Raw genomic sequence first — 26,600 nt, 5'->3', positions numbered from 1 at the left:
GCCCCCGGCCGGGGGGCGCCGCCGCACGCCGCTACTGGTTGCCGCCGGGGACGTTCGGGACGTCCGGGGCGCTGTTGGCGGTGTCGCCGATGGTGGAGACCCAGTTCCACACCTCGCTGATCCAGCCGGTCACGGTGTCCCACAGGCCCTTGCCCGTGTTCAGCCAGTCCTGCAGGGGGGTGAGGTACCAGGCCAGCATGAAGATCACGATCAGCACGACGATCATCGTGAAGCAGCCCTTGAGGCACCCCAGGCCCGGGATCTTCATCGGGTTGGCGCTGCGGGGGCGCGGCTCGCGGCGGGGGGCCGGCTCGGGCGCGGGCGGGCGCTGCGGCTCGTACCGCTGGTGCTGCGGCTGCTCGTAGCGCGGCGCGGGCTGCTGCGGCCGCGGCGCGTACTGCTGCGGCTGGGGCTGCGACTGCCGGCCGTACTGCTGCGGATGCGGCTGCGGGGCGTAGGCGGGCTGCGAGGGCTGCCGGTACTGAGGGGGCTGCTGCGGCCGCTGCTGGTACGCCTGGGGAGGCTGTTGCGGCTGTTGCGGCTGCTGGGCGGGCTGCCGGCGCGGCCTGCGGCGCAGCGGGTCCTGCTCCGGGTCCAGGTACTGGATCTCGGTCTGCTCGGCGCGCGCACGGGCGCGGTTGAGCTGCGACTCCCACGGATGCGGGCCCTGCGGGACACCGGAGTCCGGCGGCCCGTCCGGCACCGGCGGCATTACGCGGGTGCCGTCGCCGGACGCGGTCGGCGCCGAGCCGCCCGGGATCACCCGGGTCGCGTCGGCGGCGCCCCCCGCCGAGGCGGGCAGGACGCTGGTGGCGGCATTGGGGTCGTACGCGTCGTACGCGCCTGCGGGCGACCGGTTCGGCAGCACCTGGGTGGGGTCGGCGGTGCCCGGCGGGACGAGCGGGGTGTCCGGGACGGTGGCCGGGGCCGGGTCCGGCGCGAGCAGCGCGGCGACGCCGAGCGCCGCCTCGGACTGCGCCGGGGAGGAGTGCACGCCCACGCCCGCCGCGACGACGCGCAGGGCGCGCGCCAGGTTCTCCGCGCTCGGCCGCTCGCCGGGCTCCTTGCGCAGGCAGCGCTCTATCACCGTCCACAGCGGTTCGGGCACGGTGGAGGGACGGCGCGGCTCCTCGCTCAGGTGCTGGTGCAGCACTTCGAGCGCGCTCTCGCCCCGGAACGGCGGACGGCCGGTGACCAGTTCGTACAGGAGGATGCCGGCGCCGTAGATGTCCACCGCGGAGGTCTGCGGACGGCCCTGGGCCGACTCCGGCGCTATGTAGGCGGGCGTGCCGACGAACTCGTGGGTGCGGGTGACGCCGGGCGAGTCCGCCAGCCGCGCGATGCCGAAGTCGGTCAGCATCGGGTGCATCTGCTGGGTGCCGTCGGGGCCTGCGACGGTGGCGAGCAGGACGTTGGCGGGCTTGAGGTCGCGGTGCACCACGCCGTCGGCGTGGCTGGCGGCCAGCGCGTCGGCCACGGCGGCGGTCAGCAGGGCGCCGCCGACCGGCGAGAACGGGCCGTTCTCGCGCAGGTAGCGGTAGAGGTCGGGGCCCTCGACCAGATCCATCACCAGGGCGAGCAGCTCACCCTCCACGACCAGGTCGCGGACCCGGACGATGTGCGGGTGGCGCAGCCTCAGCAGGACCGACCGCTCCCGGAGGAAGCGCATGACGATGTCGGGATCGCCCGCCAGCTCCTCCTTGAGCACCTTGATCGCGACGGTCTCGCCGGTGTCCCGTACCTGCGACCGCCACACGGTGCCCGTGGCTCCGCGCCCGAGCGGCTCCACCAGTTCGTATTTGCTGCCTACCGGCCGCACGTTCGCGCTCCCTGGATCTTGGCCTGGTCCGTGGCCTGTTTCGCCCACTGTAGTGCCGCCACGTGGGAGCGGGGCTGCGTTCCGGTACGGGGCGGGTGTGGGGTTAGGACGCGGAGTACGGTCGTTTGGTTGCCCTTTCCGCCCAATGCTGACCATTCAAGATCGCAAAGGTGGGCACCGGCGGCGAGCTGTCGGCGGCGGGTGGGAGGATGCGTGTCGCGGAACGCGCATCGCCGAGCCGGCTGGGTCAGCCGGGCGAGGGGAGCCCGCCGGTCCGTTCTTGTACGTGTCGACGTCCCGGGCACGGCGGGGTGGGGTCGGGGGCCCGCACCGCGGTGGATCCGGGCAGAAGGGACCGTGGACGGAGATGCAGATCCGGCTGACCGTTCTCGGGCCGCGCGGTGGCCGCGCGGCGCGCTCCTGCGACGTGCTGGTCACCGCGCCCGCGGGCACTCCCCTGAGTGCCGTGGCCGGAGCCCTCGCGTCCGGCTCGGGCGGCTCCGGCCAGCCCGCGCGGGCCGGCAAGTCCACGCCCCCGCTGTACGCGGGCGCCGAGCGCCTGGACCCGGCCACCGCCGTCCTCGGCGTGCCGCCCCTGCTCGACGGCGCCGTCCTGTCGCTGCACTCCCCCGCCGACGGGCACGACGGCGGCCGCCCCACGGCCGCCGCCCGGCTGCACGTCGTCGGCGGGCCCGACGCGGGCGGCGTCCACCTGCTGCAGGGCGGCCGGATCCGGGTCGGCCGGTCCGCGGACGCGGACGTCCCGCTGGACGACCCCGACGTCTCACGGCTGCACTGTGCCATCACGGTGGACGGCGAGGGCCGGGTCACCGTCGCCGACCTCGGCTCCACCAACGGCACCACCCTCGACGGCGCTCCCGTGGGCGAGCGCGCGGTCCCCTTCCCCGCCGGCACGCTGCTGCGGATCGGCGAGTCGACCCTCCGGCTGGAGCCGGCACCCCCGGGCTCGGCCGTCCCCCCGCCGCCCGCCTCCATCCCCGCCGTCCCCGACGCCGAGGGGCACCTCCAGGTGACCCTCCCCCCGACCTCCTGGCCGGACAGCGGCCCCGTGGCGACCTGGCGTCCCGCCCGTCCCGCCGACGGCACCGGGGAGCGCCCCGCCGCCCGGGACGCGGTGCCCGCCGACGGCCCGACGACCACCGGCACCGGCGCCGGGAACGTGGGCGTGGACGCCCTCGCCGCTCCCGCGCCCGGACCGGGTCCGGCACAGGGCGCGCCGGGCACCCCGGCCCGGCGGGACACCCCGCAGCGCGGCCTGTCCGAGCAGACCCGCACGGTCGCGCTGCCCCAGGGCCGCCGCGGCGGCGGGAAGGCCGCGGAGGCCGGCAGCCGGATGGCCGGGGCCATAGGGGGCTGGGCCAGGCGCCTGGCGGCCGGGCGCGGCGCCCCGGGCGCCGACGGCCCCGGGGGCGGCGGGACGACGTACGACCAGGCCGACGCCGCCGCGCTGCGCGAGCGCTGGCCCGATCCCGCGGCCGTCCTGCTCACCGCGCTCGGACCGGGCCCGCGGCTGTGGGAGCGCGCCCTCGGCCATCCCGACCTGCTCACGGTCCGGCTCGGCACCGCCGACCTGACCGCCGAGGACGGCTTCCGGACGCTGCCCGCCGTGCCGTTCACCGTCGACCTGCGCGACCCGCACACCCATGTGCTGGGCCTCGCCGGACCGCGCCCGAGGCTGTCCGGGCTGGCCCGGGCGGTCATCGCCCAGCTGTGCGCCCTGCACCCGCCCGGCGTGCTGGAGGTCGTCCTGGTCAACGCCGACCGCTCCCGTCCCGCCGAAGGGCGGACCGAGGAGTGGGGGTGGCTGAACTGGCTACCGCATCTGCGCCCGGCGCACGGCCAGGACTGCCGGCTGCTCACCGCCACGGACCGGGAGCAGGCGGAGGCCCGCGTCTCCGAGGTGGTCCGGCGCATCGAGGAGGGCCCGCTCGGCACGGGCTGGGCGACCGCCTCCCCGGAGGAGGTGGCCGAGGCCGCGGCACGCCGCGAGGGCCCGTACACCCTGCTGGTGGTGGACGGTGATCCGGGCTCGGCCTATCTGCGCGAGGCCGCGGGCCGCATCGCGGCCGCCGGGCCGTCGGTCGGGGTGCACCTGCTGTGCCTGGCCGAGAGCCCCGAGCGGCTGGCCGCCGGGTGCGGTGCCGTCGCCGTGCTGGAGGGCGACGTCGCGACGACGCTGCGGATGGAGCCGCACGGGCCGGAGCACATGACCATGGAGGCGGTGTCGGCGGCCTGGGCCGAGCGTTTCGCGCGCGCCCTCGCCCCGCTGCGCGAGGGCGACGCCGCCGCTCCCCGCCGTACGCGCTCCGCGCTCCCGCCGACGGCCCGGCTGCTGGACGAGCTGGACCTGGCGCTCGCCACCCCGGCGAAGATCGCGACCCGCTGGGCCGAGCCCGCTCCCTCCGGTGGTGCCGCCGCGGCGGTCCTGGGCGCCGGCCCGGAGGGCCGGGTCCTGGTCGACCTGGTCGCCGAAGGGCCGCACCTGCTGGTCGGCGGCGCCGCGGGCGCCGGCAAGACCGAACTGCTGCGTTCGGTGGCCGCCGCCCTGTCCGCGGGCGAGCGGCCGGACCGGCTGGCCCTGGTCCTCGTCGACGGCGCCGGGTCCGAGCGCGGCGAGGGGCTGCGCACCTGCACCGACCTCCCGCACGTCTCCACCTATCTGTCCGCCTCCGACCCGGTGCGGATGCGCGAGTTCGCGCAGGCCCTCACGGCGGAGCTGAGGCGCCGTGACGAGCTGCTGGACGGGGGCGACTTCGCGCAGTGGCACGAGCGCCGCCGGCTGCCCGCGGTGCCCCGCCAGGTGGAGCCGGGCCACGCCCCGGCCGGTGCCGCCGACCCGCAGGTGCGCGGCGCGGTGCGGGTACGGACCCGTACCACCGAGCCGCTGCCCCGGCTGGTCGTGGTGGTGGACGACTTCGACGTCCTGGTCGCCCCCGCGCTGGGCAGTCCCGGCCGGCCCGCCGCGGGCTCGGTGGTCCGCGCCCTGGAGGGAGTGGCGCGCGACGGCGAGCGTCTCGGCGTCCACCTGGTCGCCGCGACCGGCCGCCCGGAGCGCACCGCGGGCACCGACACCGACGACGCGGCGCGGCTGCGGATCGCGCTGCGCACCGAGGAGCCGGAGTCGGCCGCGCTGCTGGTCGCCGTCGAGGAGCCGGCGACCGTCGACGACGCCCTGCCGGGCCGGGGTTACCTGCGCCGGCCGGACGGAGCGGTCACGGCCTTCCAGGCCGGACGGGTCAGTGGCCGGATCCCGCGTACGGCGACCCTGCGGCCCACGGTGGTCCCGCTGGAATGGGAGCGCATGGGCGATCCGCCGACCCGCCGCCCGGTCCGCGAACTGGGCAACGGCCCCACCGACCTCGCCCTGCTGGCCAGTGCCCTGCAGCGTGCCGCGGAGTCCGCGGCGGCCGATCCGGTGCCGCCGCTGCTCTGAGCCCTCCCGGTCCCCTGCGCCGGCCGCACCGCCGGTCACATGAAGGTCACGATCCAACCGCCGTGCGCTGAGGCGCTATTGCGGCGGTTATCAGACAGGGCGTAGGACTGAACGCGGAACAGCGGATGACGCGGGGACGGGACGCCCGGCGCAGCTGCCACGGCCATGCGGCGGGCTGCCACCGCGGCGCGGGTCCGCGCTGAGGGGATGGGCAGGCAGATGCGGACATCCAGCAGGCGCACGCGACGTACACGCGAAGCGGTCATCGCCGCCGTGGCGACGGCCGCCCTGGCGCTGACGGCCGCCGGGTGCGGCGGAGGCGACGACGACAAGGGCGACCCCGGTGGGGGCCGGAGCAGTTCCGGTGGCAGCGGGAGCGTCTCGCTGCCGGACCTCAAGGGCCAGAAGCTCGAGGTCGCGGCGGTGTGGACCGGGCCGGAGCAGAAGAACTTCCAGAAGGTGCTGGACGAGTTCACCCGGCGCACCGGTGCCGAGGTCGGCTTCGTGCCCACCGGCGACAACGTCTCCACCTTCCTCGGTACGAAGATCGAGGGCGGCCAGCCGCCGGACGTGGCGTTCCTCCCGCAGGTCGGCGTGTTACGGCAGTTCGCGCAGAAGGGCTGGCTGAAGCCGCTCTCCTCCGACGTCCAGGCGCAGCTCGACAAGAACTTCACCACGGGCTGGAAGGACCTGGGCGCGTACGAGGGCAAGCAGTACGGCGTCTACGCCAAGGCCGCCAACAAGTCGCTGGTCTGGTACAACACCGCGGCCTTCGAGAACGCCGGGGTCTCCGAACCTCCGGCCACCTGGGACGACTTCCTCCAGACCGCCGAGACCCTCTTCGAGTCGGGCACTGCCCCGGTATCGGTCGGCGGCGCGGACGGCTGGACCCTCACCGACTGGTTCGAGAACATCTACCTCTCCCAGGCCGGGCCGGAGAAGTACGACCAGCTGGCCGAGCACAAGATCAAGTGGACCGACCCCTCGGTGAAGGACGCGCTCACCACCCTCGCCCAGCTCTTCGGCAAGAAGGACCTGATCGCCGGCGGGCAGAGCGGCGCGCTCAAGACCGACTTCCCGAAGTCCGTGACGCAGACCTTCACCGGCAACCCGCCGAAGGCCGGCATGGTCTACGAGGGCGACTTCGTCGGCGCGTTCATCGGCGACAACACCAAGGCGAAGGTGGGCGAGGACGCCAAGGTCTTCCCCTTCCCCGCGGTGGGCTCCGGCAAGGCACCGGTGGTCAGCGGCGGTGACGTCGGCGTGGCGCTGAAGGACACCAAGGGCGCGCAGGCGCTGCTGACCTTCCTCGCCTCCACCGACGCGGCGAAGGTCTGGGCCTCCTCGGGCGGCTTCGTCTCGCCGAACAAGTCGCTGGACCTGTCGGCGTACCCGGACGAGGTCTCCCGCTCGATCGCCCAGGGGCTGGTCGCGGCGGGCGACGACTTCCGCTTTGACATGTCCGACCAGGCCCCGGCGGCCTTCGGCGGCACCGCGGGCAAGGGCGAGTGGAAGGACCTGCAGGACTTCCTGAGGAACCCCTCCGACGTCGCCGGCGCGCAGGCCAAGCTGGAAGCGGACGCCGCCAAGGCGTACGCCGGCTAGGCGGCCACGATGGCGACGGCGGCCACGGCGAAGGGGCCGGCCGCTCCCGGCGGCGCTCCCTCCGCCCCGGGCAGGAGCGTCATGGGCACCCGGCGCTGGGTGGCGGGACTGTTCCTGCTGCCCGCGCTGGTGCTGCTGGGCGCGCTGGTGGTGTACCCGATCGGGTACACCACCTGGCGCAGCCTGTTCGACAGGGCCGGCTCGGGTTTCGTCGGCCTGCACAACTACGCCTCGGTCTTCAGCGACGACAGCACCCTGACGGCGCTGCGCAACACCGCGGTCTGGGTGGTCGTGGCGCCGGTGCTGGCCACGGCCCTCGGGCTGGTCTTCGCGGTGCTGACCGAACGGGTGAGCTGGGGCACCGCCTTCAAGCTGGTCGTCTTCATGCCGATGGCGATCTCGATGCTGGCGGCCGGGATCATCTTCCGGCTGGTGTACGAGCAGGACCCGGCGCGCGGCGCGGCCAACGCGGTCGTGGTCGGTGTCCACGACACCTTCGCCGAGTCCTCGGCGTACCCCGGGGCCCGTCCGCGGCCGAACGGCCCGCTGGCGGCCTCGGGAGGGGGCTCCTACACCACGCGGGACGCCGCCGGGCAGGGGACGGCGGTCGGGCTGCCGCTGATCGGCGTCCCCGCGGCGAAGCTGCCCGCGGGCACCGCGGACGCCCGGCAGGCCGCCGCGGGCCCCGGGGTGACCGGCACCGTGTGGCTGGACTTCAAGCCGGGCGGCGGCGGCGAGCCCGGGGTGATCGACGCCGGTGAGAAGGCGCTGGAGGGCGTCAAGGTCGAGGCCGTGCGCGACGGACGGGTGGTGGCCTCGGCCACCTCCGGCACGGACGGCACCTTCTCGCTGCCCGCCTCGGCGGCCGGGGCCCAACTGCGGCTGCCGGCGGCGAACTTCGCGGAGCCGTACAACGGTGTCGACTGGCTCGGCCCCACCCTGGTGACGCCCGCCATCATCGGGTCGTACCTGTGGATGTGGGCGGGCTTCGCCATGGTGCTCATCGCGGCGGGCCTGGCGGGGGTGCCGCGGGAGCTGATGGAGGCGGCGCGCATCGACGGCGCCAACGAGTGGCAGGTCTTCCGCAGGATCACCGTGCCGCTGCTGGCGCCGGTGCTGGTCGTGGTCGTCGTGACGCTCATGATCAACGTGATGAAGATCTTCGACCTGGTCTACATCGTCGCGCCCGACACCTCCAAGGACGAGGCCAACGTCCTGGCCCTGCAGCTGTACCTGTCCTCCTTCGGGGCCGGCAACGACCAGGGCGTGGGCAGCGCGATCGGTGTGGTCCTGCTGCTGCTGGTCGTCCCGGTCATGGTCTTCAACATCCGCCGACTGCGCAGGGAGGCCCGACGATGACGACCGTCGCAGGCACAGCGGAACCGGCGGGCCCCGCCGAGGCGCGGGCCACCACGACCGCCGCCCGGCAGTCCTTCGCCTCGCGGGTGGCGGCCCGTACCGGCGGCGGGGTGCTGCGGGTGTTCCTGGTGCTGGTGGCCCTGTTCTGGCTGATGCCGACCGTGGGGCTGCTGATCTCCTCCTTCCGGGGGCCGGTGGACATCGCCGACTCCGGCTGGTGGAAGGTGTTCACCACGCCCTCACAGCTGACCGTCACCAACTACCGGGAACTGCTCGGCAACGACGCCGTGACCTCCTCGCTGGTCAACACCGCCCTGATCACGGTGCCGGCCACGTTGCTGGTGGTGGTGATCGGGGCGCTGGCGGGCTACGCCTTCGCCTGGATGGAGTTCCCGGGCCGGGACTGGCTGTTCCTCGTGGTGGTGGGGCTGCTGGTGGTGCCGGTGCAGATCGCGCTCATCCCGGTGGCGAAGCTGTTCGGGGAGATCGGGATCTTCGGCGACATCATCGGCGTGGTGCTCTTCCACGTCGGCTTCGGCCTGCCGTTCGCCGTCTTCCTGCTGCGCAACTTCTTCGCGGAGATCCCGCGGGAGCTGCTGGAGGCGGCCCGGCTGGACGGCGCGGGCGAGCTGCGGCTGTTCGCCACCGTGATCATGCCCCTGGGCGGCCCGGCGATCGCCTCGCTCGGCATCTTCCAGTTCCTGTGGGTGTGGAACGACATGCTGGTGGCGCTGATCTTCTCCAACAGCGGCTCGCAGCCCATCACGGTCGCGCTGCAGCAGCAGGTCCGGCAGTTCGGCAACAACATCGACGTCCTGGCACCGGGGGCCTTCGTGTCGATGGTGGTCCCGCTCGTCGTCTTCTTCGCCTTCCAGCGCCAGTTCGTCTCCGGCGTCATGGCGGGCGCCGTGAAGTAGCCCCGCAACCCTCCGCAGGCCAGAGGGGCAACACTCCGTCGTCGGACGGGTCGCCGTACGCGGCGTACGCCCGGGATATAACGGGCATACGCCGCGTAAGCCGACATTACGGATGTGCTGCCTTGCCCCGGTTCAGCGTCATCGTGCCCGCCCACAAGGTGCAGGCCTACCTGCACGAGTGCCTGGAGTCCGTGCTCGGGCAGAGCTTCTCGGACTTCGAGGTGATCGCCGTCGACGACCGCTCCCCGGACGCCAGCGGTGCCATCCTCGACGCCTTCGCGGCCCGCGACCGCAGGGTGACCGTCCTGCACCTGAAGGAGAACGTGGGCCTCGGCCCGGCCCGCAACGCCGGGATGGCCCGCGCCACCGGGGACTACCTGCTCTTCCTCGACAGCGACGACACCCTCGCGCCCGGCTCCCTGCAGGCCGTCGCCGACCGCCTGAAGGAGACCGCCGAGCCGGACGTGCTGGTCTACGACTACGCCCGCACCTACTGGGACGGCCGCGTCGTGCGCAACCAGCGCGCCCCCCTGCTCGCCCAGGACGCACGCCCCGCCGGGCCCCTCGACGACCGGCCCGAGCTGCTGCGGCTGCTGCCGGTCGCCTGGAACAAGGCGTACCGGCGGGAGTTCGTCCAGCGCCGCGACCTCGTCTTCCCGCCCGGCTGGTACGAGGACGTCCCCTGGACCTACCCCCTGCTGCTGTCCGCCCGCAGCATCGCGGTGCTCGACCGGGTCTGCGTGCTCTACCGGCAGCGCCGCCGGGGCAGCATCCTGCGCACCACCAGCAGCCGGCACTTCGACGTCTTCGACCAGTACGACCGGGTCTTCGCCTTCCTCGACCGCAACCCCGCCCTCGACAGCTGGCGGGCCGCCCTCTTCAGCCGGATGACCGACCACCTGCTGGCGGTCTACAACACCCCCGGCCGGCTGCCCCGCTCGGCCCGGGGCGTCTACTTCCAGCGCTGCAGCGTCCACTTCCGCCGCTACCGCCCGCAGGAGCCCGGCTCCCGTCCGCGCGGCGTCCCCGGCGGCACCCGGCGGCTGCTCGTGCGGCTCGGCGCGCGGCAGGTCTTCGACGCCGTGCGCACCGCCAACGCGCTGCGCAGGAGGCTGCGGCGGCTGGTGAAGGACACCGCCCGGGCGGCCCGGGAGGCGGGCCTGCGGCTGCACTACCGGATCCAGCGGCAGCGCCGACTCGACCCGGACCTCGCCGTCTTCGCGGCCTGCCGCTACGCCGGCTACGGCGGCGACCCCGCCGCCCTGGAGGCCGCCGTGCGCGACCTGGCCCCGCACCTGCGCACCGCGTGGATCACGACCCCGGCGTACGCGGCCACCCTGCCGCGCGGCGTACGCCGGCTCCAGCCCGGCTCGCCCGCGTACTGGACGGCGCTGGCGCGCGCCACCTACCTGGTCAACGACGTCAACTTCCCGCATGCCTACCGCAAGCGGCGCGGCCAGGTGAACCTCCACACCCACCAGGGCACCCCGCTCGGCCGCACGGGCCTGGACGTCCAGGGGCACCCGGCCGCCTCGGCGGGCCGGGACTTCGCCCGGATGCTGGCCCACACCGACCGCTGGGACTTCTGCCTGTCCGCCAACCCGCACTCGACGGTGGTCTGGGAGCGCGCCTACCCCGCCGGCTACACCACCTTGGAGCACGGGCGGCCCGGCAACGACGTCCTGCTGCGCGCCGACGCCGACGACGTGCGGCGGATCCGGGCCCGGCTGGGCATCCCGCCGGAGTCCACCGCAATCTTGTACGCGCCCGCGCACCGCGACTACCGGCGCGGCTTCCACCCGCCCGTCGACCTGGTCCGGCTGGCCCGTGAACTCGGCCCCGGCCACGTGGTCCTGTACCGGGCACCGGACGGCCACGGCGGCTCGGGCACGCTCCCCGAAGGGCTGCCGGACACCGTGCTGGACGTCTCCGCCCACCCGTCGGTCCAGGAGCTGTGCCTGGCGGCGGACGCCCTGGTGACCGACTACTCCCCCCTGATGTTCGACTACGCCGGCCTCGACCGCCCGATCGTGGTCCACGCCGAGGACTGGACGGCCTACCGGGCCGCCCGCGGCACGTACTTCGACATCACCGCCGACGCCCCCGGGCCGGTCGCCCGGAGCGAGGACGAACTCCTGTCCATCCTCACCACGGACACCTGGCGCGGCCCCCGTTCGGCCCAGGCGCGGGCCGCGTTCCGGGCCCACTTCTGCCCGTGGGACGACGGCCACGCCGCCGAGCGGGTCGTGCGGCGGGTCTTCCTCGGCGAGGACGGCGGCCAGCCCGCCGCCCTCCCCCCGGAGCGCCGCACCCCCGCCCCGGCGGCCCGCCCCTGACGGCTCACGGCGGCGGCGCGGGGGTGCGCTCGTCCGGCTTGAGGACGGGCAGCAGCTCCGGTTCGCCGAGCAGCACCCGCCGTACGGCGCGTTCGGCGGCCCGGCCGTCGTCCCAGGGGCAGAAGCGGGCCCGGAAGGCCGCCCGCAGCTCGGCCGCCTCCGGCGAGGCCCAGGCGCCGGAGCGGAAGGCGGTGGCGATCGCGGCCTCGTCGCGGGCGACCACGCCCGGGGTGTCGCCGGGGCGCCCGGAGACCAGGTCGAAGTAGACCCCGCGGGCGGCCCGGTAGACCTCCCAGTCGGCGGCGTGGACCACGATCGGGCGGTCGAGGCCCGCGTAGTCGAACATCAGCGACGAGTAGTCGGTGAGCAGCGCGTCGGAGGCCAGGCACAGCTCCTCCAGCGGTGTGTGCGCGGAGACGTCCAGCGCCCCCTCCGGCAGCGCCGCCGGGCCGGCCCCGGGGTAGAAGTAGTGCGCGCGGACCAGTACCAGGTACTCCCGCCCCAGCGCCCGGCACAGCCGGGCGAGGTCCAACTGCGGGACGAACTCCCGCTGGTAGTCGCGGTGCGTGGGGGCGTACAGGATCGCCCTGACCCCGTCCGGGATGCCCAGCCGGGCCCGGATCTGCCGCACGTCGTCGGCGCCCGCCGTGAAGTAGGCGTCGTTGCGGGGGTAGCCGGTCGGCAGCGTCAGATAGTTGCCGGGGTAGACCCGCTCCCAGACCTCGCTTGAGTGGGGGTTGGCGGACAGGGAGTAGTCCCACTGGTCGGCGTGGTCCAGCAGGCGGCGGAAGCTCATGCCCTTGGCCACCGCCGGGTGGGCGCGCAGGTCCATGCCCATGTGCTTGAGCGGGGTGCCGTGGTGGGTCTGCAGGTAGACCTGGCCGGGGCGCTTGACGACCTCCCCGGTGAAGTTGGCGTTGTTCACCAGGAAGCGGGCGCGGGCCAGCAGCTCCCAGTAGCGGCGGGAGTTCGCCTCCACCCGGTCGACGCCCTCGGGGACCGCGTCCTGCGCACCGCGCCGGACCACCCAGACCCCGTGCAGGTGCGGGGCGAGCTCGCGGGCCTTGCGGTAGATCGCGGCGGGGCTGCACAGCACCCCCCGGTTCCAGTACGCCGCGTACACCACCAGGTCGTCGTCGAGCGGGCGGCGGCGTTCCAGGGCGTACCAGCGGCGGTACACCTCGCGGGCGACGGCGTTGCGGTGCGTGCGCAACCGCCGGGCGGCCCGGGTGCCCAGCTCCGCGGCGCGATGGGCGGCGAAGGTGCCCGGCAGCCCGGCGCGGCGGAAGAAGGCGGCGCGGTCCTGCGCGCGCAGCCGCCCGGGGTCGTCCAGGACGGCCGTGAGCCGCCGGTCCCGCTCGGCGCGCAGCACCGGCAGGTCGTGCCGGGCCAGCAGCGTGTCGTACCGGTCGGCCAGGACGAGGTGCTGCGGGCCCGGCGTGCTGGAGAAGCTGCCGCGGCGGCGCTCGCGCCACGTGACGCAGACCCGGTCCAGGCAGGCGATGCGCGGGGCGGCGAGCAGCATCTCGTACGCCACCGGGACGTCCTCGTACGGACCGGCGCCGAAGGCGAACCCGGCCCAGTAGTCGCGCCGCACCACCCGGTTCCAGGCCGCGGGGAACACGGTCAGGCACTGCGGGCGCTCGGTGGCCCGGAAGACGGCGTGCCCGGCGAGCGCGGCCGCCTGCAGGAAGTCGCCGTCCCCGCTCTCCGTGCGGTGCTCCCACACGTCGAGCCAGTCATGGTCGAAGAGCAGCACCTCCGGGTCTCCGGTGGCGCGCAGCCTCGCGTCGAGGGCGGTCAGGGCGCCGGGCGCGAGGAGGTCGTCGGAGTCGAGGAAGAGCAGGTAGTCGCCGCTGGCCCGGGCCGCCCCCGCGTTCCGGGCCGGACCGGGCCCTGCGTTGCGGGGCCTCCGCAGCGGGAGCACCCTGGGGTCGGCGGCGGCGACCTCGTCGACGACGGCGGCCGACCCGTCGGGCGAGCAGTCGTCGACCGCGATCAGCTCCAGGTCCGCGTACCGCTGCCCGAGCACCGACTCCAGGCACGCACGGACGTAACCCTGGGTCTTCCATACCGGGACGATCACACTGAACCGAGGCATAGCGCCGAGCGTAGGCAGGAGCGGCCCCCGGCGCCCGGTGGATCACCCGAAAGGCGCAGGCGAGGTGACCGAGGACGCGATCACGAGTTGAACCCCTCGCCCCCTGTCGCCCTCGTCCGGAAAGGGCCACGTCACCATGGTGTCGCGCACGCCCCGCCTCACGGTCGTCGTTCCGGTCCACAACGTCGAGAGCTGGCTGCAGGAATGCCTGCGGTCGGTCGCCGCACAGACCTTCGACGCCCTCGACGTGGTCATGGTGGACGACGGCTCCACCGACTCCGGCCCGGAGATCGCCCAGGGCTTCGCCGACCGCGACCCGCGCTTCCGCCTGGTCCGGCAGGACAACGGCGGACTGGGCCACGCCCGCAACACCGGCACCCGCCACGCCGACCCGCGCACCGAGTACCTGTGCTTCCTCGACAGCGACGACATCCTGCCGCCGCACGCCTACGAGCGGCTGGTGGGCCTGCTGGACGGGTCGGGCTCGGACTTCGCGACCGGCAACGTGTGGCGGCTGACCGCCGACGGCCGCAGCCAGGCCTGGCAGCACCGGGACATGACCCGCACCGTCACCGGCACCCACATCACCCGGGACCTGAGCCTGCTCTCCGACCGGGTCGCCTGGAACAAGGTCTTCCGCCGCTCCTTCTGGGAGCGCCACCGCCTGGCCTTCCCCGAGGGCGTGCTCTACGAGGACACCCCGCTCACCATCCCCGCGCACTTCCTCGCCGACGCCGTCGACGTGACGCACGAGCACGTCTACTACTGGCGGATCCGCGAGGGCTCCATCACCCGGCGCCGCACCGACGTCAAGGGCGTGCGCGACCGGATCGCCGCCGTCGACCACGTCAGCCGCTTCCTCGGCGACCCGGCCCGCACGCGCTGGACCTCCTTCAAACGGGCCTACGACCGCTCGGTCCTCACCGACGACCTGCTGTACTTCATCGACGCCCTGCCGATGGCCGGCCCCGAGTACCGGCGGGTCTTCATGGACCGCTGCCGCGACTGGCTCACCCGGGTCGACCCCGCCCTCTTCCTCGAGCTGCCCGCCGGGCTGCGCATCAAGTGGCACCTGATCGTCAAGGACCGCCTCGACGACCTGCTGACGGTGCTCGACCACGAGCAGCGCAACTCCGCCGGCTTCGGCGTCACCGGCCCGCCGCTGCGCAAGCGGGCGGTGCTGCGCGGCGCCGACGGCGGCCGGATCGCCCTGCCGGCCTCGGCAGCCCGGCTGCGGCGCGCGGACTTCCCCGTCCGGGCGCGGGTGCGCGAGGTGGTGCGGGAGAACGGCCGGCTCGTCCTGCGCGGCTACGCCTACCTGCGCAACATCGACGCCGACCGCAAGGGCGCCGCGCACATCACCGCGGTCGCCGTCCACGGCCACGGCCGCCGGGCCAAGGTGGTGCTGCTGCCGGTCAGGATCCGGCAGGAGCCCGCCGCGACCCTCAACTCGCGCCAGGAGGAACACTGCTACGACTGGTCGGGCTTCGAGATCACCATCGACCCGGCGCGGCTGACCACCGGCCGCCGCCAGGGCGAACCACGGGCCGGCCGCTGGCGGCTCGGGGTGGTCGTCGCGGCGAAGGGGGTCATCCGCAAGGCGGCCCTGCGGGCCGCGGACGCGGGCTCGGGGGCGTCCCCGCCGTCGTACGCGGCCGGCGGCGGCATGCGGCTCGTGCCGTACTACCGGCAGGGGCGGCTGCAGCTGTCGGTGGAGCCGGAGGTACGGCGGCTGACCGGCCACCGGGCGACCGGCGACGGCACCGCGGTGGAACTGGACTTCACGGGCGCGCCACAGGCGACGGCGGTACGGCTGACGCACTCCGCGACGCCCACCGTGCTGGAGTACCCGCTGGAGCCCGCGGTCCCCGGGGGGACGGACGACGGCGTCCGCCGGGCCCGCGTGCCCCTCGCCGACCTGGCGGCCGCCCGGCCCGCGCTGGACGCCGGGCCCAAGGAGATCCGCGCGGAGGACACCGACAGCTGGGACGTCGCGCTGCTGAACCCCGGGCACGCCGACCTCGTCCACCTCGACGGCGCGCTGCCCGCCGGGCACTACGACCTCGGCACCGACCCCCGGCTCGGCGGGACGCCGCGGCGGCTGCTGGTCGAGGCGAAGGCGTCGGGGAAGCTGGTGCTGCGCGACCGCACCCCGCAGCCGGTGGCCGACGCCATCGGCTGGACCGCCGAGGGCGCCCTCGTCGTGGCCGGCCGCCTCGCGCCCGGCTCCGCCCCCGGCCCGGCCGAACTGGTGCTCCGCCACGGCACGCACCGCGTCGAGCACGCCGTCCCGGTCCAGGCCGACGGCGTACCGGGACGCCGCCCGGGCTTCCCGCCACCGTCCAGCGCGATCCCGCCGCTGCCGTCCGTGCCGCAGGACGCCGCAGGGCCGGGCCCGTACGAGGGGCGCCGTTTCACCGCCACCGTGCGCCCCGGCACGCTGGAGTCCCTCGCCGGCACCGTCCCGCTGCCCGCCGGCCGCTGGTACCTGCACCTGCGCGACGGCGCCGGCACGGAAGCGCCGGTGCGGGTCGCGCCCGGGGTGTTCGAGGCGCTGCCGATGGCGGCGGAGGCGGGCGGCAAGTCCTTCTCCGTCGACCGGCGCTTCCACGACCGGCTGTTCCTCGACGCCCGGCCCACCGTGCCGGAGCCGCAGCGCGGCCCGTACCGGCAGCGGGTGCTGCGCGAGAGCCACCATCCGCGCACCCGCGGGCTGCCGCGCCGCGAGTCGGTGCTGTACAGCGCCTTCGACGGGCGGGCGTACGGGGACTCGCCGCGCGCCGTCCACGAGGAGCTGCTGCGCCGCCGTGCCGCGGACGGCCTGGAGCACCTGTGGGTGGTCAGGGACGGTCAGGCCCCGCCGCCGGCGACCGCGCGGCCGGTCGTGCTGCACAGCGCCGCCTGGTACGAGGCGCTCGCCCGCAGCCGCTACGTCGTCACCAACACCCACCTGCCGCAGTGGTTCGTGCGCCGCCCGGACCAGACCGTGCTGCAGACCTGGCACGGAACCCCCCTCAAGCGGACCGGCCGGGACCTCGCCGGCACCCTGTGCGCGGACCTGGTGCACCTGCCCCGCCCGCCGCGCGACCCGGGCGCCCAGTGGAGCCTGCTGCTGTCGCCGAACGCGTACAGCACCCCGCTGCTGCGGGCCGCACTCGGCTACGACGGCCCGGTCGCCGAGACGGGACTGCCCCGCACGGACGTGCTCTTCGCCGACGACCGCGCCAAGGTGGCCGCCGCGCTGCGCGACCGGCTGCGGGTCCCCAGGGACCGCACCGTCGTGCTGTACGCGCCGACGCGCCGCGACGACCTGGCGTACGACGCCGAGCACTACCGCATGTCGCCCCACCTGGACCTGGCGGAGGCCGAACGCGCCCTGGGCGCCGACCACGTGCTGCTCTTCCGCTCCCACCCCCTGGTCGCCGACCGGGTCCGCACCCCGCGCTCCGGGTTCGTGCGCGACGTGTCCTGCCACCCGGACGTGGCGGAGCTGCTGCTGGTCGCCGACGTCCTGGTCACCGACTACGCCTCCCCCGCGGCCGACTTCGCCAACACCGGCCGTCCGATGCTCTTCCTCGTCCCCGACCTGGAGCACTTCCGCGACACCCTGCGCGGCTTCTACCCCGACTTCGAGGCCCAGGCCCCGGGCCCGCTGCTGCAGTCCACCGCCGACCTGGCGGGCGCGCTGCGCGACCTCGGCACCGTGGCACGGCACAGCGCCGACGCGTACGCGCACTTCCGCGCGACCTTCTGCCACCTCGACGACGGCGGTGCGGCGGCCCGCGCCGTCGACCGGCTGCTCGAACCCGACCGTCACTGACCCCTGAGGGAACCCAGGATCCACATGCCCCGCTTCTCCGTCATCGTCCCGGTCCACAAGGTGCAGGGCTACCTGCGCGCCTGCCTCGACTCGGTGCTGTCGCAGTCACTGCCCGACCTCGAGGTGATCGCGGTCGACGACCGCTCGCCGGACCACTGCGGCCGCATCCTCGACGAGTACGCGGCCCGCGACTGCCGGGTGATCGCGCTGCACCACGAGGAGAACCTGGGGGTGGGGCGGGCCCGCAACACCGGTGCCGAGCGGGCCACCGGCGACTACCTGCTCTTCCTCGACGGCGACGACACCCTCGCCCCCGGCTCGCTGGAGGCGGTCGCCGAGCGGCTGAAGCAGGACGGCGACCCGGACATCCTCTACTTCGACCACGTGCGCACCTACTGGTGGGAGGCGGCCGAGAAGAGCGTCTTCGGCGACCTGCTCGCCTCGGCCGGCACCGACGTCTTCCGGATCACCGAACGCCCCGAGTTCCTGCGGCTGTTCGCGATGACCTCCAACCGGGTCTACCGCCGCGCCTTCTACCGGGGGCACGGTTTCTCCTTCAGCGACGGCATCTACGAGGACGCCCTCGTCTCGTACGTGACGATGCTCAGCGCCGAACGCATCTCCTGCCTGGCCCGGGCGGTGCTGGAGTACCGGCAGCGGCGCAGCGGCGCCAGCACCCGCAGCCCGGGCCGCAACCACTTCGTCATCCTCGACCAGTACACCCGGCTCTTCGACTTCCTCGACGCGCCCGGCCGCGAACACCTCGCGCCGCTGCGGCCGATGCTGTTCGAGCGGGCCGTCAGCCACTTCCTGTTCTGCCTCGGCAACCCGGACCGGATCCCGCCGCGGCTGCGCGGCGTGTTCTTCCGGCTCGCGGCCCGCTGGTACGCCCGCCACCTGCCGGAGGGGTTCGTGCCGCCCGCGGACAAGGCCACCGCCTACCGGCGGCTGGCCCGCGGCAGCTGGCTGCTGGCCCGGCTGGGCGACGTACCGCGCGAGGCCCGCAAGGAGCTGACGCGGCGCAGGCGGCGGCTGCGCCGGCAGGTCGCGCAGCGGGCCAAGGCCGCCCTGTACGCCTACCACCTGCGGCGGCCGCTCGACCCCAACCTCGCGGTGTACTCGGCGTACTGGGACCGCGGGGTGTTCTGCAACCCGGCCGCGATCTACCACAAGGCACGGGAGATCGCCCCGGGCGTCCACGGGGTGTGGCTGGTCCGCAAGTCCGACGTCCCCCGGGTGCCCAAGGGCGTGGACTACGTCGTGCCGCGCACCCGGCGCTACTGGCGTCTGATGGCCCGGGCCACGTACCTGATCAGCAACGTCAACTTCCCCAACGACGTCCGCAAGCGGCCCGGCAGCGTCCACCTGCAGACCCACCACGGCACCCCGCTGAAGAAGATGGGGATCGACCAGCAGCGCTACCCCGCCTCCGCCAAGGGCATGAGCTTCCGCCGGCTGCTGGAGCGGGTGGACCGCTGGGACTACAGCGTGTCCTCCAACCCGCACTCCAGCGAGATCTGGGAGCGCGTGTACCCCTCCTCCTGGCAGCACCTGGAGACCGGCTACCCGCGCAACGACGTCTTCCTGACCGCCGGCGCCGCCGAGGTCTCCCACGCCCGCGCGGCCCTGGGCATCGCCCCCGGCCGCACCGCGGTCCTGTACGCGCCGACGACCCGCGACTACCAGCGCAACTTCGTGCCGCGCCTGGACGTGGAACGGGTGTGCCGGGCGCTCGGCGAGGGCTTCGTCCTGCTCACCCGCATCCACTACTTCCACGGCGAGGACGCCCGCCTGAAGGCGCTGCACGAGGAAGGGCTGCTGGTCGACGTCTCCCGGCACCCGTCGGTCGAACAGCTGTGCCTGGCCGCCGACGCCCTGGTCACCGACTACTCGTCGATCATGTTCGACTACGCGCTCCTCGACCGGCCCATCGTCGTCCACGCCGACGACTGGCCGGTCTACCGGGCCAGCCGCGGCGTCTACTTCGACCTGCTGTCCGGAGCCCCCGGCGAGACCCCCGGCGCCGTCTCCACCAGCGACGACGAACTGATCGCGGTCTTCCGCGACGGCGCCTGGAACAGCCCGGAGGCGGCCGGACTGCGGGAGGCGTTCCGCCGCCGCTTCTGCGCCTTCGACGACGGCCGGGCCGCCGAGCGGGTCGTGCGGCGGGTCTTCCTCGGCGAGAGCGAGCCGCTGCCCGTCGTGCCCCTGGAGGCCCGCACCCCCGCGCCCGCTCCCGCGCTCCTGGCCGGCGCCCCGCCGCAGGGACCACGCTCCGGTCCGCAGGAGGCCGCCGCACGGCCGTGACGACGCCCCGTACGGGCCCCGCCGGGATGCAGCCGCGTCCGTCACGATCAAGCATCGAGGGGAACGAGGTGACGAGCGGACGACGGCCGGGAGGGCTGCGGTGACCGGCGTGCTGACCCAGCGGGACTGGCGGATCCACGCGTACGAGCTGCGGGACGTGCGCAGGCCCTCCCCGTACCTGATCCTCGGCACCCTCTTCTGGGCGGTGGTGGCCTACCGCACCTGGCAGTCGCCGGTCGCCTCCGACTTCGGGCAGCACGCCGCCGCGATCGAGCGGATCGCCACGGACTGGCGGCACCCGGCCAACCCGCTGCTCGACGTGCCGGGCACCGGCAGCCCCTACTTCACCCCGTACACCGTGGTGCTGGGGCTGCTGTCGCACCTGACGGGCGTACCGGGCTGGCAGCTGCTCAAGGGGTGCGGCCCGGTCAACCTGGCGCTGGTCGTCACCGGCATCGGCGCCTTCACCCGCGTGCTCAGCAACCGGCGCTGGGCGCCGGTGCTGGCGCTCGCCGCGTTCGTCCTGCTGTGGGGGCCGCAGCACAAGGAGTGGAGCGGCTTCCTCGGTCTGCAGTCGATGATCCGGGGACTGACCTACCCCAGTGCCTTCGCCGTCGGCGTGACGTTCTGGGTGTGGGCGCTGACCGCGCGGGCGGCCCGCCGCGGCGTGGCCGGGACGTGGCTGCACGCCTGGCTCGGACTGCTCATCGGGACCGTGCTGCTCGTGCACCCCTTCACGGCGATGGGCACCCTCATCGGCGTGGTCGCCATCGTCATCGGCATGCAGCGCATGCCGGTCGCCGCCGGGGTCCTCGGCCGGTGGGCGCTGACCGCGGCGGTCGCCTTCGCCGTCGCCGCCTGGTGGCCGTACTTCAGCCTCTCCGCGCTGCTCGGCGACCCCACCGTGGACGACGTCCACCGGCGGCTGTACGCGGACCTGTGGCAGTGGTACGGGCTGGCCCTGGCCGGGCTGCCGGCGCTGCTGTGCCGGCTGCGGCTGAACCGCTTCGACCCGCTGGTGCTGATGTTCGCCGCGGACTGCGCCGTCGCCGCCTACGGCTGGCTCAGCGGCTCCTACTCCTTCGGGCGGATCTTCGGGCTGCTGCTGGTACCGCTGCAGTTCGCGCTGGCGGTGGAGCTCGCGCAGGCCCCGCCGTGGACCGCGCTGCGCACCGTGCTGGCCCCGCTGGCGGCGGTGGCGGCCTGCGCGGGACTGCTGGCGCAGGCGGGCGCGGTCGTACCGGCGCGCTACGTGCCGCCCGCGCTGCACCTGCAGCGGCTGGGCAGCTGGCCCGGCTACCTGTGGGCGCAGGCGCACGTCGCCGCCGGCGACGTCCTCCTGACCGACGGGTACAACCCCAAGCACGTCATGCCCGCCTACGGCGCGTTCCTGGTGTCACCGGCCTGGCCCGACCCGTCGACGACGGCGGCAGACCGCGAGCGACGCGAGGCCGACGTACGCGCCTACCTGGCCCCCGCGACGCCCATGGACCAGCGCCTTGCCATCGCCCGCCGCTACCACGTGAAGTGGGTGATGACCGAGGCGGACGACCCGCCCCCGCCGGGCGGCGTCCAGGTCGCCCAGGGCCCCCGCACCGGCGAACGGCTGTACCGGGTCGGCTGAGCCCGTACACGCGGCAGGGGCCGGGGAGCGCGTGCTCCCCGGCCCCTGCCGTCGTACGTGCGCCGTCCAGGCGTCAGCGGCGGGCCCGCAGCAGCGAGCGGATCGTCCGCATCGCCACCGACAGGTTCGCCAGGTCGAAGCTCTCCGAGCCCTGGATCTCGTCGAGCGTCGTCCTCGCCCGCCCGATCAGCGCGCTGTTGGACTCCTCCCACGCCTGGTAGCGCTGCTCCGGGGTGGAGGAGCCGTTGCCGACGGACAGCACGTCCTGGGTGAGGGCCGCGTGCGCCGCGAAGAGGTCCTCGCGGATCGACGCACGGGCCATGGAGTGCCAGCGGTCGGCGCGCGGCAGCTCGATGATCCGGTCGAGCAGCTGTGTGATCTGCAGCCGGTCGGCGAGGTCGTAGTAGACCTCGGCGACCGCCAGCGGGTCCTTGCCGGTCCGGTCGGCGACGTCGACGATGTCGAGCGCCGGGAAGGCAGAGGAGAGCCCGGCGACCCGCGTCGCCAGCTCCTCCGGCACGCCCGCGCCGGTCAGCTCGTCGTGGATCGACTCGTACCACTCCAGGTCGGCGCCGCGCAGCAGCTTCGGCAGCACCGCCCACACCGTGGCGACACCTTCGCGGAAGAAGTCGATCGTCTCCGCGATGGCCAGCGGCTGCGGCCGGTTGTTCAGCAGCCAGCGGGTGCCCCGCTCGACCAGCCGCCGCGAGTGCAGCCGGATCCGGGTCTGGACGTCGGCCGCGACGACCGTGTCCAGCGCCTCCACCTCGTCCCAGATGCCGCCCAGGCCGAAGATGGCACGGGCCGCGGTGTGCGCCCGCACGATCTCCTCGGTGGTGGCCCCGGTCTCCTCCTTGAAGCGGTGCAGGAAGGTGGTGCCGCCGGTGTTGACGGTGTCGTTGACCAGCACCGTCGTCACGATCTCGCGCCGCAGCGCGTGCCCGTCGATCTGCGCCTGGAACCGCTCGTGCAGCGCCTTGGGGAAGTACGCGTCGAGCAGCCGCCGCAGGTAGGGGTCGTCGGGCAGGCCGGTGCCGAGCAGCTCCTCCGCCACGGTGATCTTCGTGTAGGCGAGCAGGACGGCCAGCTCCGGCTGGGTCAGGCCGTGGCCGGCGTTCAGCCGCTCCCGGATCTGCCGGTCGGAGGGCAGGAACTCCAGGGCCCGGTCCAGCTTGCCGTCACGGACCAGCCTGCGCAGGTAGCGCTGGTGGGCGTGGAGCAGGCTGGCGGACTGGGCCATGCCGTTGGCCAGCGCCACGTTCTGCGCGTAGTTGTTGCGCAGCACCAGGGCGCCGACCTCGTCGGTCATCTGCGCCAGCAGCGAGTTGCGCTGCTTGACCGTCAGGTCGCCGTCGGCGACGACCGCGTTGACCAGGATCTTGATGTTGACCTCGTGGTCGGAGGCGTCCACGCCGGCGCTGTTGTCGATGGCGTCGGTGTTGACCCGCCCGCCGGTCTGGGCGAACTCGATCCGGCCGAGCTGGGTCAGGCCCAGGTTGCCGCCCTCGCCGACGACCTTGACGCGCAGCTCGCCGCCGTCCACGCGGATCGCGTCGTTGGCCTTGTCGCCGACGTCCAGGTGGGACTCGGTGGCGGCCTTCACGTAGGTGCCGATGCCGCCGTTCCACAGCAGGTCCACCGGGGCCTTGAGGATCGCCTTCATCAGGTCCGCCGGCGTCATCTTCGCCACCGGCTGCTCGATGCCGAGCGCCTTGCGGATCTGCGGGGTGAGCGCGATCGCCTTGGCGCTGCGCGGGAAGACACCGCCGCCGTGCGAGATCAGCTTGGTGTCGTAGTCCGCCCACGAGGAACGCGGCAGCTCGAACATCCGGCGGCGCTCGGCGTACGAGGTCGCCGCGTCCGGCACGGGGTCGATGAAGATGTGCCGGTGGTCGAAGGCGGCCACCAGCCGGATGTGCTCGCTGAGCAGCATGCCGTTGCCGAAGACGTCACCGGACATGTCGCCGACGCCGACGACGGTGAAGTCCTCGCTCTGGGTGTCGTGGCCCGTCTCACGGAAGTGCCGCTTGACCGACTCCCAGGCGCCGCGGGCGGTGATGCCCATCTTCTTGTGGTCGTAGCCGACCGAGCCGCCGGAGGCGAAGGCGTCGCCGAGCCAGAAGCCGTACGAGGTGGCGACCTCGTTGGCGATGTCCGAGAACGACGCGGTGCCCTTGTCGGCCGCGACCACCAGGTAGGTGTCGTCGCCGTCGTGGCGGACCACGTCGGCCGGCGGCACGACCTGCCCGCCGACCAGGTTGTCGGTGACGTCGAGCAGACCGGAGATGAAGGTCTTGTAGGAGGTGATGCCCTCCGCCAGCCACGCCTCGCGGTCGGCGGCCGGGTCCGGCAGCTGCTTGGCGACGAAGCCGCCCTTGGCGCCGACCGGCACGATGACGGTGTTCTTCACCATCTGCGCCTTGACCAGGCCGAGGACCTCGGTGCGGAAGTCCTCGCGCCGGTCGGACCAGCGCAGGCCACCGCGGGCGACCTTGCCGAAGCGCAGGTGCACGCCCTCCACGCGCGGGGAGTACACCCAGATCTCGTACGCCGGGCGCGGCGCGGGCAGGTCCGGGATCGCCTGCGGGTCGAACTTCATCGACACGTAGGCGTGCGGCTTGCCGCCGTCGGCGCGCTGGAAGTAGTTGGTGCGCAGCGTGGCCTTGATGAGCGTGAGGAAGGAGCGCAGGATGCGGTCCTCGTCCAGGCTGGCGACCTGCTCCAGGGCGGCGTCCACCTCCTCCAGCAGCGCGTCGGTCAGCTCGCTGCCGGCCCGCTGGTGGTCCGGGGAGAGCCGGGCCTGGAAGAGGTTGACCAGCAGCCGGGTGGTGTGGACGTTGTTGCGGAGGGTGTCCTCCATGTAGTCCTGCGAGAAGGCCGTGCCGGCCTGCCGCAGATACTTGGCGTACGCCCGCAGCACCATCGCCTGGCGCCAGGTCAGCCCGGCGCGCAGCACCAGGGAGTTGAAGCCGTCGTTCTCGGCCTGCCCGGTCCACGTCGCGGTGAAGGCGTCCTGGAAGCGCTCACGGGCGTCGTCGCCGAGGTCGCCCAGCGACGGGTCGATGCGCAGCCCGAAGTCGTAGATCCAGGCGCGGGTGCCGTCGGCGCGGCGCATCTCGTACGGGCGCTCGTCGATGACCTCGACGCCCAGGCGCTGCAGCACGGGCAGCACCGCGGACAGCGAGACGGGGGCGCCGGTGCGGTAGATCTTGAAGCGGCGCTCGTCGGGGGCGGCGCCGACCGGCTCGTACAGGCTGAGGCAGAAGTCCTCGCCGTTGAGCCGCTCCAGGTGCTGCAGGTCCGCGACGGCCGCGCGGGGCGTGAAGTCGGCACGGTAGCCGTCGGGGAAGGCGTGCGCGTAGCGGCGGGTCAGCTCGGCCGCTCGCTCCTCGCCGCACTCGGAGGTCAGCGCCTCGGCGAAGCCGTCGGCCCAGGAGCGGGCAGCGTCGGCGAGCCGGTTCTCGATCCGCTCGACGTCGCGGTCGGTCAGCTGCGGCAGCGTGGTGCCGGCCGCGACGCGGACCACGAAGTGCAGCCGGGAGAGCACCGACTCGGTGTTCCAGGCGGTGAAGTCCGCGGTGACCCCGTTCAGCTCCTCCTTGAGGATGTCGGTCAGCCGCAGCCGCACGCCCGTGGTGTAGCGGTCCCGGGGCAGGTAGACCAGCGCCGAGAAGTAGCGGCCGTACTCGTCCTGGCGCAGGAACAGCCGCAGCCGGCGGCGTTCCTGCAGGTACAGCACGCTGGTGACGATCTCGCGCAGCTCGTCCGGGCCGGTCTGGAAGAGCTCGTCGCGCGGGTAGGTCTCCAGGATCTGCAGCAGGTCGCGGCCGTCGTGGCTGTCAGGGGAGAAACCGGCGCCGTCCAGCACCTCCTGGACCTTGCGGCGGATGACCGGCACCCGGCGCACCGACTCGGTGTAGGCCGCCGAGGAGAACAGGCCGAGGAAGCGGCGCTCGCCGACGACGTTGCCGTCGGCGTCGAACTTCTTCACCCCGATGTAGTCGAGGTAGGACGGGCGGTGCACGGTGGAGCGGCTGTTGGCCTTGGTGAGGATCAGCAGCTTGTGCTCGCGGGCCTTCTTACGGGCGTCCGCGGGCAGCCGGTTGAAGGACGGCGAGACCGCCTGGCCGCTCTCGGACTCCTCCACGCGGTGCTGCGGGTCGGAGCGCAGGATGCCCAGGCCGGTGCCGGGTACGGCGGTGAGCACGTCCTCCTCGCCCTCCGGGGTGGTCTCCGTGGTCAGCGCGTACTCGCGGTAGCCGAGGAAGGTGAAGTGGTCCTCGGACAGCCAGCGCAGCAGCTCCCAGGCCTCGCCGACCTCCTGCTCGGGCAGCGCTGGCGGGGTCGCGGCCAGCTCGTCGGCGATGCGCAGCGCGGCGTCGCGCATCTTCTGCCAGTCCTCGACGGTCTCGCGGACGTCGGACAGGACGCGGCGCAGGTCCGTGGTGATCTGCTTCAGGTCCTCGCGGTCGGTCTCGCGGTCGATCTCCACGTGGATCCAGGACTCGGTCAGCACGTCGTGCGGCACACCGGCGCCGTCGCCGGGCGCGGCGTCCAGCACCTCCAGCAGCTTCCCGGTCACGTCACGGCGCACCAGCATCTGCGGGTGGACGACGACGTGGATCGCGCGGTCCTGCCGGGACAGCTCGTTGGTGACGGAGTCGACCAGGAACGGCATGTCGTCGGTGACCACCTCGACGACCGTGTGGCTGCACGTCCAGCCGTTCTCCTCCACCGAGGGGGTGTGCACGCGGACGTTGGCCGTCCCCTGCGGGCGCAGCTCCGCGAGACGGTGGTGGGACACGGCGGCGCCGAAGATGTCCACCGGGTCGCGGTCGAGCAGGTCCTCCGGGGCGCTGTGCAGGTAGTAGCGCTGGAGGAAGGCTTCCAGCGCCTCCTTCTCGAGGCCCTGGCCAGGTTGTCCCCCCGCCGGGCTGTTCTCAGCTACCCGGGCCGCCCGTGCGAGCAGCTCGGCCTTTGCTTCGTCCAGCTTGGTCTGCATTTCCTCATGCTCCTGTCGCGCGCCATTGCGTGACGTAGGTGATGGTGATCGGTGGATCAGCGCTGATCACGCTGTAAGGCTATCGCTACGTCCGGGGGGGCTGTCAGGGGCTCTTTGTGTACAAAACCACGAACCAATCTTTGACGAACTGGACAGTCCGGCCGGGCGGGTGCAGGTTGAGGAGGGGAACGTCGCGGAGATGTATCGAGACGTTCACACGACGGCGCGCCGGACGGCAGCACGAGACCACGGGGCG

At 73.9% G+C, this 26,600-nt stretch carries 11 protein-coding genes; 8 read left to right on the top strand and 3 right to left on the bottom strand.

Annotation, left to right across the window (positions count from 1 at the left end; genetic code table 11):
- Positions 1 to 31: 31 nt before the first annotated feature.
- Complete coding sequence (locus ABZ312_RS31220) at positions 32 to 1,819, bottom strand: serine/threonine-protein kinase (RefSeq protein WP_500439230.1); 1,788 nt, start codon at positions 1,817 to 1,819, stop codon at positions 32 to 34.
- A 367-nt stretch (positions 1,820 to 2,186) separates the two neighbouring features.
- Here ABZ312_RS31220 and ABZ312_RS31215 point away from each other — a divergent pair, with 367 nt between their 5' ends.
- The 5 genes from ABZ312_RS31215 (at position 2,187) to ABZ312_RS31195 (ending at position 11,490) form a co-directional block, all read left to right on the top strand.
- Positions 2,187 to 5,273 (top strand): FtsK/SpoIIIE domain-containing protein, encoded by a 3,087-nt coding sequence (locus tag ABZ312_RS31215; RefSeq protein WP_500330094.1) that lies wholly within the window; start codon positions 2,187 to 2,189, stop codon positions 5,271 to 5,273.
- Between the two features lie 219 nt (positions 5,274 to 5,492).
- Positions 5,493 to 6,878, top strand: a complete 1,386-nt coding sequence (locus ABZ312_RS31210; RefSeq protein ID WP_500330095.1) for an ABC transporter substrate-binding protein — start codon at positions 5,493 to 5,495, stop codon at positions 6,876 to 6,878.
- 81 nt (positions 6,879 to 6,959) lie between these two features.
- On the top strand, positions 6,960 to 8,237 hold the full coding sequence (locus ABZ312_RS31205; RefSeq protein WP_500330096.1) for a carbohydrate ABC transporter permease: 1,278 nt from the start codon (positions 6,960 to 6,962) through the stop codon (positions 8,235 to 8,237).
- On the top strand, positions 8,234 to 9,154 hold the full coding sequence (locus ABZ312_RS31200) for a carbohydrate ABC transporter permease (protein WP_500330098.1): 921 nt from the start codon (positions 8,234 to 8,236) through the stop codon (positions 9,152 to 9,154). The genes ABZ312_RS31205 and ABZ312_RS31200 overlap by 4 nt, the downstream gene beginning before the upstream one ends.
- Positions 9,155 to 9,276: 122 nt before the next feature.
- Positions 9,277 to 11,490 carry a bifunctional glycosyltransferase/CDP-glycerol:glycerophosphate glycerophosphotransferase gene (locus ABZ312_RS31195; protein ID WP_500330100.1) on the top strand — a complete coding sequence of 738 codons (2,214 nt, stop codon included), beginning with the start codon at positions 9,277 to 9,279 and terminating at the stop codon, positions 11,488 to 11,490.
- 4 nt (positions 11,491 to 11,494) lie between these two features.
- On the opposite strand, the gene ABZ312_RS31190 is transcribed toward ABZ312_RS31195, so the two are convergent.
- Complete coding sequence (locus ABZ312_RS31190; protein ID WP_500439229.1) at positions 11,495 to 13,591, bottom strand: bifunctional glycosyltransferase/CDP-glycerol:glycerophosphate glycerophosphotransferase; 2,097 nt, start codon at positions 13,589 to 13,591, stop codon at positions 11,495 to 11,497.
- Positions 13,592 to 13,727: 136 nt separating this feature from the next.
- Here ABZ312_RS31190 and ABZ312_RS31185 point away from each other — a divergent pair, with 136 nt between their 5' ends.
- The 3 genes from ABZ312_RS31185 to ABZ312_RS31175 all read left to right on the top strand — a co-directional run bounded on the left by ABZ312_RS31185 (position 13,728) and on the right by ABZ312_RS31175 (position 21,342).
- Positions 13,728 to 17,411, top strand: coding sequence for a bifunctional glycosyltransferase/CDP-glycerol:glycerophosphate glycerophosphotransferase (locus ABZ312_RS31185; protein WP_500439228.1), 3,684 nt, complete (start codon positions 13,728 to 13,730; stop codon positions 17,409 to 17,411).
- 24 nt (positions 17,412 to 17,435) lie between these two features.
- Positions 17,436 to 19,718: a bifunctional glycosyltransferase/CDP-glycerol:glycerophosphate glycerophosphotransferase gene (locus tag ABZ312_RS31180; protein ID WP_500330106.1), complete on the top strand. Its 2,283-nt coding sequence runs from the start codon at positions 17,436 to 17,438 to the stop codon at positions 19,716 to 19,718.
- Positions 19,719 to 19,818: 100 nt separating this feature from the next.
- Complete coding sequence (locus tag ABZ312_RS31175; protein ID WP_500359187.1) at positions 19,819 to 21,342, top strand: hypothetical protein; 1,524 nt, start codon at positions 19,819 to 19,821, stop codon at positions 21,340 to 21,342.
- 73 nt (positions 21,343 to 21,415) lie between these two features.
- On the opposite strand, the gene ABZ312_RS31170 is transcribed toward ABZ312_RS31175, so the two are convergent.
- Positions 21,416 to 26,344, bottom strand: coding sequence for an NAD-glutamate dehydrogenase (locus tag ABZ312_RS31170; protein WP_500359189.1), 4,929 nt, complete (start codon positions 26,342 to 26,344; stop codon positions 21,416 to 21,418).
- Positions 26,345 to 26,600: the final 256 nt, after the last annotated feature.

The sequence above is a fragment of the Streptomyces sp. NPDC006207 genome (assembly GCF_040613835.1).
In the GTDB taxonomy this organism is placed as follows: domain Bacteria; phylum Actinomycetota; class Actinomycetes; order Streptomycetales; family Streptomycetaceae; genus Actinacidiphila.
This window is presented reverse-complemented; position numbering and strand designations above follow the sequence as displayed.

Coding starts and splice junctions, on each gene's coding strand:
- ABZ312_RS31205 (WP_500330096.1), top strand. CDS start 6,960: ATGGGCACCCGGCGCTGGGTGGCGGGACTGTTCCTGCTGCCCGCGCTG.
- ABZ312_RS31180 (WP_500330106.1), top strand. CDS start 17,436: ATGCCCCGCTTCTCCGTCATCGTCCCGGTCCACAAGGTGCAGGGCTAC.
- ABZ312_RS31185 (WP_500439228.1), top strand. CDS start 13,728: ATGGTGTCGCGCACGCCCCGCCTCACGGTCGTCGTTCCGGTCCACAAC.
- ABZ312_RS31190 (WP_500439229.1), bottom strand. CDS start 13,591: ATGCCTCGGTTCAGTGTGATCGTCCCGGTATGGAAGACCCAGGGTTAC.
- ABZ312_RS31210 (WP_500330095.1), top strand. CDS start 5,493: ATGCGGACATCCAGCAGGCGCACGCGACGTACACGCGAAGCGGTCATC.
- ABZ312_RS31200 (WP_500330098.1), top strand. CDS start 8,234: ATGACGACCGTCGCAGGCACAGCGGAACCGGCGGGCCCCGCCGAGGCG.
- ABZ312_RS31170 (WP_500359189.1), bottom strand. CDS start 26,344: ATGCAGACCAAGCTGGACGAAGCAAAGGCCGAGCTGCTCGCACGGGCG.
- ABZ312_RS31215 (WP_500330094.1), top strand. CDS start 2,187: ATGCAGATCCGGCTGACCGTTCTCGGGCCGCGCGGTGGCCGCGCGGCG.